The sequence below is a fragment of the Novosphingobium humi genome (assembly GCF_028607105.1).
In the GTDB taxonomy this organism is placed as follows: Bacteria; Pseudomonadota; Alphaproteobacteria; order Sphingomonadales; family Sphingomonadaceae; genus Novosphingobium; species Novosphingobium humi.
Map to the genome: position 1 here is coordinate 386,149 of NZ_CP117418.1, position 15,534 is coordinate 401,682.

Annotated in this window: 11 protein-coding genes; 2 read left to right on the forward strand and 9 right to left on the reverse strand. The window is 64.2% G+C overall.

Features of this window, described 5'->3' with window-relative positions:
• Nucleotides 1-3 precede the first annotated feature (3 nt).
• Genes PQ457_RS17685 through PQ457_RS17695 form a run of 3 tightly spaced genes read right to left on the reverse strand, consistent with a single transcriptional unit; the run spans nucleotide 4 to nucleotide 5,668 of the window.
• A complete protein-coding gene (locus tag PQ457_RS17685) occupies nucleotides 4-747 on the reverse strand; it encodes a GDSL-type esterase/lipase family protein (protein WP_273620166.1) in 744 nt (247 codons plus the stop codon).
• Nucleotides 744-2,210 carry a carboxylesterase/lipase family protein gene (locus tag PQ457_RS17690; protein WP_273620167.1) on the reverse strand — a complete coding sequence of 489 codons (1,467 nt, stop codon included), beginning with the start codon at nucleotides 2,208-2,210 and terminating at the stop codon, nucleotides 744-746. The genes PQ457_RS17685 and PQ457_RS17690 overlap by 4 nt, the downstream gene beginning before the upstream one ends.
• The gene (locus PQ457_RS17695) at nucleotides 2,207-5,668 is read right to left on the reverse strand and encodes a glycosyl hydrolase 2 galactose-binding domain-containing protein (protein WP_420541011.1); all 3,462 of its coding nucleotides are present in this window, start codon (nucleotides 5,666-5,668) and stop codon (nucleotides 2,207-2,209) included. The genes PQ457_RS17690 and PQ457_RS17695 overlap by 4 nt, the downstream gene beginning before the upstream one ends.
• Before the next feature lie 165 nt (nucleotides 5,669-5,833).
• Between PQ457_RS17695 and PQ457_RS17700 the strand changes: the two genes are divergently transcribed.
• Nucleotides 5,834-7,105 carry a sugar porter family MFS transporter gene (locus tag PQ457_RS17700; protein WP_273620169.1) on the forward strand — a complete coding sequence of 424 codons (1,272 nt, stop codon included), beginning with the start codon at nucleotides 5,834-5,836 and terminating at the stop codon, nucleotides 7,103-7,105.
• Nucleotides 7,106-7,119: 14 nt separating this feature from the next.
• Here PQ457_RS17700 and PQ457_RS17705 read toward each other — a convergent pair whose 3' ends face one another.
• Nucleotides 7,120-7,341 carry a hypothetical protein gene (locus PQ457_RS17705; RefSeq protein ID WP_273620170.1) on the reverse strand — a complete coding sequence of 74 codons (222 nt, stop codon included), beginning with the start codon at nucleotides 7,339-7,341 and terminating at the stop codon, nucleotides 7,120-7,122.
• Between PQ457_RS17705 and PQ457_RS17710 the strand changes: the two genes are divergently transcribed.
• Nucleotides 7,333-8,508 (forward strand): ROK family transcriptional regulator, encoded by a 1,176-nt coding sequence (locus PQ457_RS17710; RefSeq protein ID WP_273620171.1) that lies wholly within the window; start codon nucleotides 7,333-7,335, stop codon nucleotides 8,506-8,508. The genes PQ457_RS17705 and PQ457_RS17710 overlap by 9 nt on opposite strands.
• Nucleotides 8,509-8,512: 4 nt before the next feature.
• On the opposite strand, the gene PQ457_RS17715 is transcribed toward PQ457_RS17710, so the two are convergent.
• The 5 genes from PQ457_RS17715 to PQ457_RS17735 all read right to left on the reverse strand — a co-directional run bounded on the left by PQ457_RS17715 (nucleotide 8,513) and on the right by PQ457_RS17735 (nucleotide 15,528).
• A complete protein-coding gene (locus PQ457_RS17715) occupies nucleotides 8,513-9,406 on the reverse strand; it encodes an ROK family protein (protein ID WP_273620172.1) in 894 nt (297 codons plus the stop codon).
• A 27-nt stretch (nucleotides 9,407-9,433) separates the two neighbouring features.
• Entirely contained in the window at nucleotides 9,434-10,999 is a 1,566-nt protein-coding gene (locus PQ457_RS17720) for a tryptophan halogenase family protein (protein WP_273620173.1), read from the reverse strand.
• Between the two features lie 107 nt (nucleotides 11,000-11,106).
• A complete protein-coding gene (locus PQ457_RS17725) occupies nucleotides 11,107-14,133 on the reverse strand; it encodes a TonB-dependent receptor (protein ID WP_273620174.1) in 3,027 nt (1,008 codons plus the stop codon).
• 175 nt (nucleotides 14,134-14,308) lie between these two features.
• Nucleotides 14,309-15,292 (reverse strand): YihY/virulence factor BrkB family protein, encoded by a 984-nt coding sequence (locus PQ457_RS17730; protein ID WP_273620175.1) that lies wholly within the window; start codon nucleotides 15,290-15,292, stop codon nucleotides 14,309-14,311.
• Nucleotides 15,289-15,528 carry a hypothetical protein gene (locus PQ457_RS17735; RefSeq protein WP_273620176.1) on the reverse strand — a complete coding sequence of 80 codons (240 nt, stop codon included), beginning with the start codon at nucleotides 15,526-15,528 and terminating at the stop codon, nucleotides 15,289-15,291. The genes PQ457_RS17730 and PQ457_RS17735 overlap by 4 nt, the downstream gene beginning before the upstream one ends.
• Nucleotides 15,529-15,534 lie beyond the last annotated feature (6 nt).

Here is a 15,534-nt window from a genome sequence, read left to right on the forward strand (position 1 = left end):
GGCTTATGCCAGATCCAGCGCGGTAAGAATGGGCAGCAGCACGCCGTTCATCGCGGCATAACCGGCAATGGTGGGATGGACGCCGTCCACGGCCAGCCCTTCACGCATCCCGCCATCGGGGCCGGCCAGCACAGGATGGTAATCGACCCAGACATGGCCGTGCCTGCGGGCATAATCGCGCAGCCAGAGATTATGCGCGGCAATCGGACCTTTTGTCTCCAGACCGGGCCGCCACGGGAAATTGGCCGCAGGCGGGATCGAGGCGATCAACACGCCGATATGATGGGCATGCGCCAGCGTGGCCATCGCGTCCAGATTGTCGCGGGTCATCTGGGCCGTCATCGGACCGGTGTTGCCCGCGATGTCATTGGTGCCCGCCATGATATGCACCGCGCGCGGGCGCAGCGCGATCACATCCTGCATCATGCGCAGCAGCATTTGCGGCGTGGTCTGGCCGCCTATGCCGCGGTTGACGCGCCCGGCGGGAAAAAATTCGGGGTTCCTGTCGCGCCAGCCCTGTGTGATGCTGTCGCCCATAAAGACGATGCGGGTGGGTGGTCCCTCGGCCAGCAGACGGCGGTTGTCCTCGCCATAGCGGGCGAGCCAGGCAAAGTCGGTGTGGGCGCGGGCAGCCTCGGGGCTTTCGACCGGGGCGGGGCCGGATTGCGCCCATGCCGGGGCGGCAAGGCCAAGCGGGGCAAGCGCGCCCAAACCTTTAAGCAGGGCGCGGCGATGGGTGGGGATCATGGCTGGATCATCCATTGGCAGGGGGAGGATTCTTGCGTTTGAACGGACACGCCCGATGCGGTGAACAGGACATGCTCTTTGTTTGCGGCATAGGCGGGCCATGGCGGACGGGCGTCGTCATTGGGATCGCCGCGCCCGGCAAAACTCAGCCAGTAATCGGCCAGCGAGAACGAACCGGAGCGTTCATCGCCCAGCACATAGGGCAGGTCCGAGCCATGGAAGGAGCGAGCACCTTGGGCGGCCAGATCGAACTCATAGCGCCAGACCGCGCCACCCGCGCGGGCGAGCAGTTCGGCCCATTGCCCGGCGGGGCAGCGAAACAGGATATCGGTGGCGATGCTCAGGTCGCGGTCGCCCCGACGCGGATCGGCGGGGGGATCGCCTTGGTCGAGGCGGTAAAAGGCGCGGGCCTTTTCGGCTTGCGGGCCAAAGGCGGCGTCGACCCCTGCATCGCGATGGGGCCGACCACCGGGCAGGCCGAATTCGGCGCGGTTTGATCCGATAATGACGGGCCGTGGCGGCGCATGGGCCAGCAGGGCGGAGGGCGTATCGGCCAGCACCGCGCCATCGATGGTCGTGCGCAGCCAGAGGAAATCATCGCTTTCGAGCGCGGGATCGTGCAGGGCCCTGTCCGCCTCCAGCAGCGCATGGGCCGAGGCGGCGCGCAAGGGTTCCGCGCTGCCGTCGGTGCCCAGAACGGCGTCCAACTGATCGCCCAGCCGCAGCGCCTGGTTCAGCGGGCGCCAGGACAGGCCGAAGGAGGGCGTGCCGCTTTGCAGGATGGCGCGGGCGAACAGCCCCCGCGCATCCGGCGCGGCCAGCAGCAGGCCGACATCCTGCGCCCCGGCGGATTCGCCAAAGATTGTGACATTGGCCGGATCGCCGCCAAAGCGGGCAATATTGGCCTGAACCCAGCGCAGCGCGGCGATCTGGTCCATCAGCCCGTAATTGCCCGTATGCCCGCCCTGCTCGGCGGCCAGCGCGCGATGGGGCAGATTGCCGAAGATCCCCAGCCGGTACTGGATCGCCACCAGCACAACCCCGCGCCGCGCCAGAGGCGAGAGCACCGTATCGCCCGCCGATCCCGCGCGGTTGCTGCCGCCGTGGATCCAGACCATGACCGGGCGTTTGCCGGTCAGCGCGGGAGTGGCGATGTCCAGCGTCAGGCAGTCCTCGGAGGCGCGGACATAATCGGCGTGGTTCCAGCCATAGTCATTTTGCAGGCAGGAGGGGCCGGGTTTCGCGCCATCGCGCAATCCTTTCCACGGTTGGACGGGGCCGGGCGGACGCCAGCGCATCGCGCCAAGCGCCGCCGCCGCATAGGGAATCGCGCGGAAAATCTGCGTACCATGGGCGTTGGTGGTGCCCTGAACCACGCCGCCGGTAATGGCCACCATGGGCGGGGCGGCCTTTGCCGCCCCCGCGCCCAGCAGCGCCGCCAGCACAAGAGCGCACCATCTCATCGCAGGCGCGCCTCGGCTTCGACCACATTCCATCCGCGCAGCGCGACATGCGGCGTGGGGCCTTTGCGCGCGGGATAGCGGATCGTGATCGTCTGGCTCTGGCCGCCGATCAGCGAGACGTAATTGTCGCTGTAATAGGCGGGCAGGATGCGTTCCCCCTTGGCGTCGAGCAGGGTGAGTTTCGCGGCAAGGACGGGCGTTGCGGCGGGATTGGTGATGGTGACGCGCAATTCCTGTTCGCCGCCAATGTTGACGGGGGCGGCCAGTTTCGCGCGCAGGGCCACCCTGGGCATGGCATCGAGCGCGCGATAGCTGGCCTCATCCCGCCCGCGCCAGTAGAAATTGGACGAGACGAGGCGGCCCGCCGCATCATTCAGGCTCTGCGTCACCAGCACCATCGGATGATCGGCCAACACCTTGTCCAGCGGCAGCGGGGCCAGCATCGTATCGGCATTGGCCGAGGCATCGAGCCTGTCGGTGCGGGTGAACAATGTCTTGCCGTCCAGCCCCAGGACACGGCTGGTGGCGACAAGGCCGGGCGCGGCGTCGCGGGTGGTGTTGACGACCACCACCTCATTGCCGGGCAGGTTCAATTGAATATGTACCGGTTCGGAGGCTTTGGCGATGCCGTAATAGGCCGCGTGAGTGTCATAATCCGAACTGTAGATCTGCCATGCGTTCGAGGTCCAGGCCGGGTGGGTCATCCACAGCAGGCGGCCCGAATTTTTCGTCCAGAGATGGCCCAGAAAGCCCTCGAACATGGCTTTGTGGCCTTCAAGGTTCATCATCTGGGCCTTGCGCTCGAAATCGGCAAAGCTGGTGGCCGGGCCGAAGCGGGTGTTCAGGCTGGCCATGAAGGTCTTGGTGTCGCCATTGCCCGAAAAATGCCAGTCGTGATAGGCCAGCGTGTCGCTGAGCGGCCATTGGTCGGCTTTGGGCACATAAGCGTTGATCGCCTCACGCGTGGCCAGCGAAGGCGTGCCGGTTTCCACCGAAAAGCCGGTGGCCAGATTGGTGAAATAGGCTTCGGGCTGGCGGTAATTATACGGGCCCGATCCTTGCAGGTTGACCGTGTTCGAGCTGCCCGTGAACCAGCGCGTGCCGTCGAGGCGGAAGAGCAGATCATCGAGGCCTTCATTGAGCGCCGGATAGGGCACGCCCTCGTTGCGCCCGAACCAGACCACGATCGAAGGGTGATTGCGATAGCGCTTCACCGTATCCTCGGCATTGGCCAGGAACAGGGCGGGATCCTGCGGTTCGACCTGAAAATTCTGGGTCGATTGCCAGAAATCGTTGAGCACCATCATGCCATATTCGTCGGCCAGATCGTAGAACTCGTCCTCGGTGTTATTGCCCATCCAGTTACGGATGATATTGAGATGGGCATCCTTGTGCAGGCGGAAATAAGGCTCCAGCCGGGCGCGGTCATGGCGTTTCAGAGCATCGTCCATGCCCCAGCTTCCGCCCCGCGCGGCGATCTTCACGCCATTGACGCGGATGGTCAGATGCGGTTCGGGCATTGTATCCTCCGCCCCCAGATCGCGCACCGCCGGGGATGTCTCCCCCGCCGCCGTCAGCGATTCGACCCAGCCCTTGGGGCTTTGCTTGATCGCCTCGTGGCGCACGTCGATCAGCTTGACGCCTGCCTGCCGACCATCGGTGGGTTGCACATTGACGCGGCGCAGATGGCCCGCCCTGTCCATCAGCGAAAGGTCATAGGAGACCTCGCGTATGCCAAAGCGGGTAGTGCTGATGTCGGTTTTCTGCCCCTCCACGGCGGCCTCGATGCGCAGCGTGTGGAGCGCCGGATCGCCATAGCCGTTGGGCCACCACAGGCGCGGGTTCTGGACATGCAGCGCGGCAAATTCGGAGGGCGAGAAACGCGCCTCGCTCTCGCCGGGCGGGGCGGTGATCTCGCGCCTGACGCGAACGTCGTCGAAGCTGGCCGTGATAGTGACGCGGCGCGGCAGGGCGCCGTCATTGATGACCGGCACGGCGATGGAGATATCGGCGGAATCCGTGCGCGGCAGCGGCAGATCGGTAATGACCTGCGGATCGCCCAGACGCACCGGGCCGGTCGCCTGAATTTCCACATCCTGCCACAGGCCGGTGTCGCGGTCGCGGATGCCGGGGATCCAGTCCCAGCCCTCGGTGGCGATGAAGGTAGGCCCGTCGATGGCCAGCTGCCCTCCGTTTTCGCCCACGCCCGCGCTGATCGACTGTTCATGCGGTGTGCCGGGATGCGGGGGCGGCGATACGCGGATGGCCACGACATTTTCGCCCGCCACCGCGTTGAAGGCAAAGCGCCCACGTGTGAAGGCGCCCTTGGTGCTGCCCGCTCGGGCGCCGTTGATATAGGTCTCGCTGGCGTAATTCACGCCGTTGAGGACCAGCGCCAGACGTTTCCCGGCAGCCGAGGCGGGCAGGGTGAAGCTGGTGCGATACCAATAGTCCTGCCGCGCAAGACTTTCGGGGATCTTCAGATTGTTGAGGCCGAAATAGGGATCGGGATAGACCCCGCGATCGATCAGCGTGGTCAGCACCGTGCCCGGCACGGTTGCCGCGCGCCAAGGGCCTGCGGGGCTGCCGGGCCGCGAGAGCGCCGCGCCATCCTGCGCCACTTCGGGCGCGGCGGCCAGTTGCCAGCCATTCAGTCGCCAGCGGTCGGGGGCAACAGGCTCCATCGCGGGGCGGGGCGTGACGGGCTTGGCCACCGGCGCGGTGGTCTCCCCCTTGGCCACGGGGAGCGTCCACGCGTCCTGCGGGCGCCAATAGCCGGTGTTGGCCGTTTTCTGGAATTCCCAGCCCACGCCCACCTGCCACATGGGGACGAGTTCAAAGGAGGGGCGGGCGGCCGCGCTGGCGGCGATGGTTTTGGCGGAGGCTGCTCCGGGCGCGACCTGTGCGGCAACGAGCGAGCCGTTGAAATGGGTCTGGCCATCCTGCACCGGGGCGACATGGATCTGCCCGGCAACCGGCCCTACCGGCAGCGGTCCCGAAGCCACCATCTGGCCATCGACATAGAGCCGGGCACCATCGGCGCTCAATGTGGCGGCAACATGAAACCATTGGCCTTTGGCAAGCGGGTTGGCGGCGATCAGACGGTGCGGCGCGTCGCCCGATTGCAGCGCAGGGCGTCCGTCGATCAGCATCAGGCTTCGGTTCGGCCCTGCCACATCGCCCAGTGTGATCAGACCGACCGGACCTTGCGCTATTTCTGTGGGCTTGACCCAGGTCGATATCGTCATGCCCGATTGGCCGGTCAGCAGATCCGAGGTCGGCAAATCGCGGTCAATCCCGATGCCGCCTTGCAGGAAGGCCGCATTATAGGGGCCAAGCGCCTGCGCTGATGCGGTCATATCAGCCAAGGCGGGCTGGGCCAGCGCGGGCAGGCACGAGACAATCGCGCAAAGAGCGACGCTGCCGGCCATATCCCGGCCGAATTTACGCAAAACCATAGAACTCTCCCATGTCCCCGCGCCGGGCGCGGTGATCCGACCGCCATCTGTTCCGATGGGCATCATGCTTGCAAGCGTAGCGAATTTATTTATTAATGCAAATTGAAATAATAAAAGGATGCCTGCCTTATGCCTGTTTCCGCCTTCCCCCTTGCAAAGCCTCCGATGGCCGCCCGATGCGCGGTGCTGGCCAGCATGGCCGGGCTGCTCTTTGGTATTGATACAGCGGTCATATCCGGCGTCACCCAGGCGTTGCAAAAAACCTTTGATCTCGGCCCGCAGGATCTGGGACTGGCGGTTTCGGCGGCATTGTGGGGCACTTTGGCGGGCGCGGGGCTTGCGGGGCGGGCAGGGGACGCCCTGGGGAGCCGCAGACTGCTGCTTTGGGTCGGATGGCTCTATGTCGTCTCGGCTCTGGGGACGGCGCTGGCCAACGGGTTGTTGAGCTTTTGCATGTTCCGGCTGCTGGGGGGGCTGGCGATCGGCGCGTCCTCGGTTGTGGCGCCGGTCTATATTTCCGAAATCAGCGCCCCTGCCGAGCGCGGGCGGCGGGTGGGCATGTTTCAAGGCGCCATCGTTTCAGGAATTTTGCTCGCCTATCTTTCGAATGCGCTGGTGGCGCGGGCCGGGCTTGGGGCGATGGAATGGCGGGTGAAACTGGGGCTGGCCTGTGTGCCGGCGCTGGGATTTGCGCTGTTGGCGCCATGGTTGCCCGACAGTCCGCGCTGGTTGCAGGCGCGCGGGCGCGATGCGCGGGCGGCGGCGGATCGGCTGGGGCTGGCGCTGCAACCGGCCGCCCCGGCGGCGGCGGGGGAGCGCCTGTCATGGCGTCTGCATCGCAAGCCCATCCTGTTGGCGCTGGCCATCGGTGCTTTCAACCAGCTCTCGGGGATCAATGCGATTCTCTATTACCTCAATGACATATTCGCCGCCGCCGGTTTTTCCGGCCTTTCCGCCGACACGCAGGCAGTGGCGGTCGGGCTGGCCAATCTGCTGGCCACGCTGGCGGGCATGGCAATGATCGACCGGCTGGGGCGCCGCCCGCTCTTGCTGGCAGGCGCGTTGGGCACGTTTGCGGCTTTGGTCGGGGTGACGGCGATCTTTGCCCTTGGTCAGGGGCGGGAATGGCTGTTGCCACTGCTGGTGATGTTTATCGGCTTTTTCGCCGTGTCGCAGGGGGCGGTGATCTGGGTCTATCTGTCCGAACTTTTCCCCACCGCCGTTCGCGCGCGTGGTCAGGCGCTGGGCAGCAGCACGCATTGGGTCCTCAACGGCGCGATCAGTTTTGCCTTTCCGGTGCTGGCCGCGCATGGCCCGGCGCTGCCCTTTGCGGGTTTTGCGCTGGCCATGGCGGTGCAGCTTGTGGTGGTCTGGCGCTGGTTTCCCGAAACGCGCGGCGTTTCGCTCGACGATCTGGCGCGGCGCCTTGCCGGATAGGGTGAGGGCGATCGTTATTGCTCGGCACGGGCCGTGCTGCACGCCCAACGCGATGGGTCTGTCATAAAGAAAAATGTTTGAATTAATGTTTTGTGGCTGGTCTTTGCCTGTGGCAAAGCCAAAATGACGGATATGGGGCGCGGTAGCACGGCGATCGTGCCGCCTTGAAAGGACTTTTTGATGATGGCTCGGCACGTTCTTGTCTTTTCAAACGGATGGCCTGCCTGATGACGCATAGTCCGATCCGCCTTTCGGGCACCAATCTGGAACGCGCCGCCGACCATAATCAGCGCGTGACGCTGCATGCGATCCGCGTCAACGGGCCGATCACGCGGGTGGATCTGGCGCGGATCACCGGGCTTACCGCGCCCTCCATCGCCAATATCACCAAGCGGCTTGCCGCCGAAGGGCTGATCGAGGAGGCAGGACAGATCCGGGGCGGGCGCGGCCAACCGGCCACCAAGCTGGTGGTCAACAAGGCGGCCTGCTATTCGCTGGGCGTCAATATCGACCGCGATCATATCACCATCGTGCTGGTCGATTTCGCGGGCGAGGTGATGGCGCAGGCCACGCGCGACATCGCTTTCCCCCGGCCCGAGGACGTGCGCGATCATTATCGCGTGTCCGCCGCCGAACTGGTGGCGCAGGCGGGGATTGATCCGGCGCTGCTGGTCGGGGTCGGGGTGGCGATGCCCGATGATTTCGGGCTGATCGACCTGCCCGGACGGCCCGACGATTTCGCGCTCTGGGAAAACACGGATATCGCCGCCCTGCTGTCCGAACCCTTTGGCCTGCCGGTCTTTGTGGAAAATGACGCGGCGGCGGCGGCCATGGGCGAACAACAACTCGGCCACGGGCTCAAGGCGGCCAGCTTTTTCTATCTGCTGCTCTCCTCAGGCCTTGGCGGAGGGCTGGTTATCGACGGCAATTACATTCGCGGGGCGCAGGGGCGCAGCGGCGAGATCGGCTTCCTGCTGGCGCGTGGGACGGGCGAGCAGATCCAGAATCTGGTTTCACTATCGGGCGTCTATCGGCTGATGGCCGGGGAAGGATTGGCGCCTGCCGATCTGCGCGGCGATGGGGCTGCTCTGCAGCGGGTGCGCCGCCGCTGGATCGACCTGGCCAGCGATCAGTTGGTCGAACCGCTGGTGGCGGTCAGTTGCCTGATCAATCCGGCCGCAGTCATCATCGGCGGGCGCCTGCCCGGCGGCTGGATCGAGGATCTGGTGCAGGCGCTCAACACAAGGCTGGAAAGCCATCGCCACCATGTCCCTGTGCTGGCCCCGGTGATGAAGGCCCGACTGGCCGAGGAGGCGCCTTCGGTCGGCGCCGCCGTCCTGCCGTTCAGCCATTTCCTGCTGCCCAAGGCGACAGCCTTGTGGAAGGGGCCGACCGAGGACTGAGCCATCAGCGCGCCTGTTCCTCCCATGCGTTCAGCCCAAGCGCGATGGCACCCAAAGGCCCGGCCTGATCGCCAAGGCCGGGGGCCAGAATGAAGGTTTCCTCTGGCAGGGGAATATAGCCCGCCACGCTCTCGCGCACATGGCGCTCGATCATCGCGCGCAGATGGGGCTGGCCATTGGCGACGCCGCCGCCGATCAGGATGCGGCGCGGGCCGGTGGCCATCAGCATCGTGTGGCACATCTGCGCCAGAGCATGGGTCACGCTGTCCCATAAGGGATGATCTGCGGGGATGTCATGGACGTACTCCTGCCCCAGCCGCGCCTTGATCGCCGGGCCTGCGGCCAGACCTTCGACGCAATCGCCGTGATAGGGGCAATGGCCCGGCCATGTATCGCCGGCGAGACGGGGCACGCGGATATGGCCCATCTCGCAATGGCCCAGCCCGCGCGTGGCATGGCCGTTCACGATCAGCCCGACCCCGACCCCGGTGCCCACGGTGACATAGGCGAAATCCCGCAGCCCCTTTGCCGCGCCCCAGCGCTGTTCGGCAAGAGCCGCGGCGTTCACATCCGTGTCGAAATGGCAGGGCACGGCATAAGGCGCGCAAAGCGTATGAAGCACATCGGTGTCGCGCCAGCCCGGCTTGGCCGTGGCGGTGATATGGCCGAAATCGGGCGTGCCGGGCGTCAGGCCCACCGGGCCGAAAGAGCCGATCCCCAGCGCGTCAAACGGCGCCTTTGCGGCCCAATCGGCCAGAATGGCCGAGAGCGCGGGCAATGTGATGTCGGGCTGGGTGGTGGGCACGGTGGTCTGTTCCAGCACATGCCCTTCGCCATCGCCGAGAGTTGCGACGCATTTCGTGCCGCCCAGTTCAATGCCGGCAATGCGAAGTGTCATAGGTGTTCTCCAAGGGGATAAATGGGTTCAGCCCACGCCGACGGGCGCGGCGGCGCGGCTCGCCTGTGGGGCAAGCCGGGCCAGAAAATCGCGGGCGGGGCGGGCATGGGCGGCAGCCGCCCTGATCGCCTCGCGCATATGGTCGAGCGCCTCGACCACCTGCTGATCGGTGAAATGATCGGCCATGGGATCATGCGCGGCGGGCATGATGCCGAAACCGGCATACATGCTCAGCCAGCTTGGATCGAAAAAGGCTTCCCATTCATAGCGCACCAGTTTGCCCCGCGCGCGCCACAGCGACAATTTATGGGCCAGCTTTTCGGGCGGCGGCGCGGCGCGCATGTGATCCCACAGCGCTTCGCCATGACGGCCATTGGCGTGATAATGCAGGATGAGAAAATCGCGGATGCGTTCATATTCCAGCGTGGTGGCGCGGTTGAATTCATCCGCCAGCGCCGGATCGCAGGCGCAGTTTGGAAACAGATCGACCAGTTTTTCCAGTGCGGTCTGGATGAGGGTGATCGAGGTGGATTCAAGCGGTTCGAGAAAACCTGCGGCCAGCCCGACGCCAATGCAATTGCCCCGCCAGAATTCCCGCCTGTGCCCGGCGCCAAAGCGGATGAGATTGGGTTCGGCCAAAGCCTCGCCTTCCAGATGGGCGCGTAAGGTGGCCGCTGCCTCATCGTCGCTGATATGGGCCGAGGAATAGACATAGCCGTTGCCCACGCGATGTTGCAGCGGTATCCGCCATTGCCAGCCCGCCTTGCGCGCGGTGCTGGTTGTATAGGGCTGGTCAAAGCCGCCCGAGGCCGCGCAGGGCATGGCCACGGCCCGGTCGCAGGGCAGCATGTCGGTCCAGTCCACCCATGCACTGCCCATAGCCTCGCCCAGCAGGAGCGCGCGAAAGCCGGTGCAGTCGATGAACAGATCGCCCGCGATGGAGAGCCCGCCGCGCGTTTCGAGCGATGTGATATGGCCCGTTTCGCCATCCCTGACGGCGCGCGTGATCACATCGTCGATCAGCCGCACCCCGCGCTGCTGCCCCAGATCGCGCAACATGGCGGCAAAGCGCGAGGCGTCGAAATGGACGGCCCAGTCGAACACGGCCAGATCATTGACCGGATTGTCCACCGGCAGCATGAAGGCGCCATTACAGGCCATTTCCGTGCAGAGGCTGTAATCGCCCAGATCGCGCACGAGTCCGCCATGGGCCAGCTTGAGCCAATATTGATGAAAGGGCACCCCGCGCGAGGAAAGGCCGTAAAGCCCGAAAGGGTGAAAAAAGCGCGTGTCTTCGCCGCCCCATCCGGCAAAGTCTATGCCCAGTTTGGGCGTGCCGCCCGTGGCGCGCAGCACATCGAAGTCATGCAGACCGATCATTCTGAAGAAATCGCGGATGGCCGGAACGGTTGCCTCGCCAACGCCGATTGTGCCGATTTCGTGCGATTCAAGAACAGTGATCGTTATGCCCCGACCCTCCAGCCGCGCGGCCAGATAGGTGGCCGCCATCCAGCCCGCCGTACCGCCGCCCGCCACCACCACCGAGCGGATCGCGCCGGGAGAGGCGCCTTGATGATCAGGGGTGTTTTGCATCGGGGCAGTCTCCAAAGAAGCGGACTTCAAAAAATCGGGCGGCTTTGCAGGCCGACACGGCGCTGCAAGGCCGCCCGCAGGAGGAGGGACGGTGGGGAGGAGAGCGTTTAGAACCTCGCGCGGGCGCCGATCTGGAAGCGGCGTTCGTAGAGGTTGTTGAAGGCTTTCAGATCGGGCCAAACGAGGAAGTAATGTTCCGATTCCTTGGTCAGGTTCGACCCTTGCGCAAAGATCGTCACCTGCTTGTTCACATCATAGGACACCGAGGCGTCGACGTAGTTGGTGGGCGCCTGATACAGCGTCATGCCCGCGATCCCGGCGAAATCGGACTGTTCGGCGCGCTTGGAGCGATAGTTCCATGCCACACGCGCCTGAAGCCCGTATTTTTCATACCACAGCGCGGCATTGATCTGATGCTTGGAATTGTCGTGGAACGGTTCCTTGGCGCCGGACAGATCGTAATTGCCCGAGGAGGAGTCCGAATAGGTGTAATTGGCGTCAATGCCAAAACCGCCCAGCCAACCCGGCAGGAAGTCAAAGCCATACTTGCCGCCCACTTCGACCCCTTGCAGCTTGCCGCCATTGCCCTGCACATTGGTGGTGATGGGAACGGTGGAGCGCACAACACCGTCAAGATCGGGGATGTTGCTGCGCATCACTGTGGCGCTCTGGATAAAGCTCTTCACATCGATGCGGAACAGCGCAAGGCTGATCATGCTGGTGCGGCCGAGGTAATATTCCAGCGACACGTCATAATTGGTCGAACGCCACGGATCGAGCTGCGGATTGCCGTTCGAGCTGCCCCCCGCCACGTGGAAGACCGGCGGATTGGTGGTCGTGTCGATCGCATAGTTGAGGTTAAGCCCGCCGCCCCACTGGTCGAGGTTGAGCGGGGTCATGTTCTTGGCCACCGCCGCGCGCAGGCGCAGCTTGCTCGTTACATCGAGCGAGGCGTTGAAGGCGGGCAGGAAATCGGTGAAGGAACGGTCCGTGGTCAGCGTGCCCGCATCGGTATTGGGCAGGCCATAGGGCTGGGGCGAACCGGCCAGATGCTGGATCACATGCAGGCTGGTGTTGATGATGCGCAGGCCGCCATTGGCGTGGAAGGCCATCGAGCCGATTTCGCCGGCATAATTGAGCTGGGCAAAGCCGGACCACTGTTTGAAACCGACCGAGAAGGTCTGCCCCGGCTGCACGAATTCCTTGTTGCCCGGATAGAAGCTGTTCTGGAACGCGAGCGGATCGCGCATCGCCATTGGGTTGATCGTATAGATCGAGCCGACCCCGCCCACGGGCAGGCTGGATTGCGTAAGCAGGCCCGACAGGGTGGGATCGGTGGCAAGGCGGGTCAGCCCGGCGGTCAGATATTGACCCGAAGCGTTGTTGGCATAGCAGGAAGGATCGTTCATCTGAACGTCGAAGGCCTTCCACTTGACATAGCAACCGGCCGGGTTAGACGCGCCATTGCCGCCATAGAGCGGGGCCGCGCGGTCGAACACGGTTTGCTGCGCGCTGCGGTCGCCATAGCGCAGGCCGAATTCGACATTGAAACTGCTGTTGAATTCATAGGCGCCGTCCAGACGCAGGACCTTCATATCCGCGTTCGAGCGCTGGTTGCCTTCCGAGGAAATCGTCTTGAGCGCATAGGCGCTCTTGTTGCCCAATTCATTGGTCAACTGGCCCGGCAGGGTGAAATTGACCGAGGAACCGATGTAATCGACCGTCGCGGGCAGGGTGTTGTAAGTATAACCCAGCGGGTTGAAGATGCGGTTGCCGCCCAGCGAGGCCGGATAGGTGCCAACGCCATTGAACCATTGCGTGCCGTCTGACAGCGAGAATTGCGCATAGCTGTTGTCGAGCCTGTAATTGGCCTTTCCATACACGCCGCGCAGCGTCAGCCTCAGCTTTTCGCCCTTGTAGCGCAATTCGGCGTTGAGGTTGGTCGAGTCCGAAATCGCGCGGTTAAGCTCGGAATAGCTGTCGAAATTCTGGAGCGTGTAATTGTACTTTTGCGTCGTGTTGAAATGGAAGCCGTTGATCAGCGATCCGGTGTCGCGGCTCTGCCCCGGCACGAAATCGGCGGCCTGCCAGTTGACGCCCTGCATTTGGAAACCGGAGGTGCCGGTGTACTGGTTCTGCTTGGTATAGAAACCATCGGCCACAAATTCGAGCGTGTCGCTCAGATGCGCCTGAAACGAGCCGTTGACGCCGATCCGTTCGCGCTCGGTCATACGGTTCCAGCCGGTATGGGCCTGGGGCGAGAAGAAGGAGTCGGTGGCGGTGCCGTTGCCGTTCACGTCGATGCCGCCCGGCACATTCGTGCCGCGATTGGGATTGTCGAAGCGGAAGCCGCCATAGCCGGTGGCATTGGCCAAAGATTCATCGGCCAGACGCCCGCCATAGTCGCGCTGGATGCCCGAATAGGAATTGCCCAGATGGTCCTTGGAATAGGCCGCCGAGATCAGGAGGCCGACATTGTCGTTGCGCCAGGACACCAGCCCGTTGAAATGGGGATCGAACTTCTTGGTGCTCGAACCCGATCCGCCGTCGGCCGAAAATGCGCCATGCACGCCGGATTTCAGATCAAAGGGGCGGCGCGTCTTAAGGTCGATCGTGCCCGAAATGCCGGCCGAGAGCATCGAGCCGGTCGAGCTCTTGATGACGCTGGCGCCGGAGAAGAGCTGGGACGGAATGTCGGTGAAATTGGGTTGGACCGAGGTGATGGACCCGGCGCCAAGGAAGGATTCCCCGTTCATCAGCGTGACCACCTGAGGCAGGCCGCGCACGTTGACCGTGCTGCCTTCGCCCGCGTCGCGGCGGATCTGGACGCCCGGAATGCGCTGGAGCGAGTCCGAGATCGTGGCGTCAGGCAGCTTGCCGATATCCTGCGCCGAAATCGCATCGACGATGCTGGCCGCATTGCGCTTGATGCTGACCGCGCGTTCGATGGAGGCGCGGATGCCGGTCACGATGATGCCGGGGGCGTCGGCATCGGGGCTTGCCGCCTGCGGGGCCGGGGCGTCGGCCGCAGGGGTTGCCGCAAGCGCAACGCCGGGCATGAAGGTGGGCAGGGCAATGGCAAGCGCGGAAACGGCGCAGGACAACACACCAGACCGATTGGCCTTTGATTGCATGGGGATTCCTCTCCTGGGGTTGAGCCTCTTGGGAGACTCATTAAAGCAATTTGTTTTATCTATTTGCCCGAGGTGGAGGGATGCGTCAAAGGAAATTTTGCCGATTGAAATATATGTATAAATATCAATAATATGGGCCGTAAAAATTTTATCGCGCGAGCGGGCGCCCGTGCCCTCACACCATCAACCTTTTGCCCGCCTCCGCCACCTTATCGGCCAATGCCGCCCCACGATGCCCCATGGGAAGATCGGGCCCGATGGTCGTATCCACCATCGTCTGTCGCTCGATTTCGCAATTGACCGCCGCCCCGATCAGCGCCGCATAGGCCGACAGATAGAGCCACACCTGAAACACGACCACCGTGGCCAGCGAACCATAAACCGCGTTGTAGCGCGCGATATGATCGACATAGACGCCAAAGCCCAGCGTAAGCGCCATCCAGATCACGGTGGACAGAAAAGCCCCCAGCGCCAACCAGCGCCATTTGGCCGGCTGCCGGTCGGGCACCATGCGGTAAAACACCGCAAAACACAGGCTGACCACCACCACGGCCACGCTCCACACCGTGATGCGCGCCAGAATCAACACCTGTTCGCCCCACCAGACCACCATCAGCGGCCCGGCCCAGGAAACCAGCGCAATGGCCGCCGTTGCCAGAACGCCGATCGCCACCATCCCGGCCGTTACCGCCACCGCCAGCGCAAAGGTGCGCCAGAAGGACCGCTTGGCTGGTTCCTCATAGATGAGATTCATCGCTGAAAGCAGCGAAAAGGCCGCATTCATCGCCCCATACAGCGCCACGCCCAGCGCCATCACCAGCCCAAGTCCCTTGGCGGGCGTTTCGGCATTGATCGCGGCCAGCAGCGGCGGACGCGCCACCCGCATCACGTCGTCGGGCAGGAATCCGCGCAATCCGTCCAGCCCCGAGGCCACCGCATTGGGATCTCCGACCAGCCCATAGACCAGCACAACCGAGGCGATCATCGGCACAAAGGCCAGAAATGTGTAGAAAGACACGCCCGCCGCCAACAGGTTGAGCTGATGCTCGTCCATCGTCGCCCAGACCCGCCCGGCGATCTGGCGCCATGCCGCCCACGGCATTTCCAGCGGGCTGGCGGCGTCGCAGCCGGGGGCCGATGGGGGAACCTGCGCGTTCATGGTCCGGTTGAGGCGGTTTCGGCCGCGCTGGACAGTCCCTGCCCGGCCTCCTCGGCCATATGGAGGCGGGCCTGCATGTCACGCTCCATCGCGCTGGCGGTCTGGTCGGCTTCCTTGCTCCTGCGCTGCCATTGGTCATCAAAGCTTTCGCGGCGGCATCCCCCCGCCATCAGCGCCAGCATGGCAAGAAGCCCCAATCCGATCCCGCGGCCTTTTTGCGCGCCATGCCCCATCATCGCCTC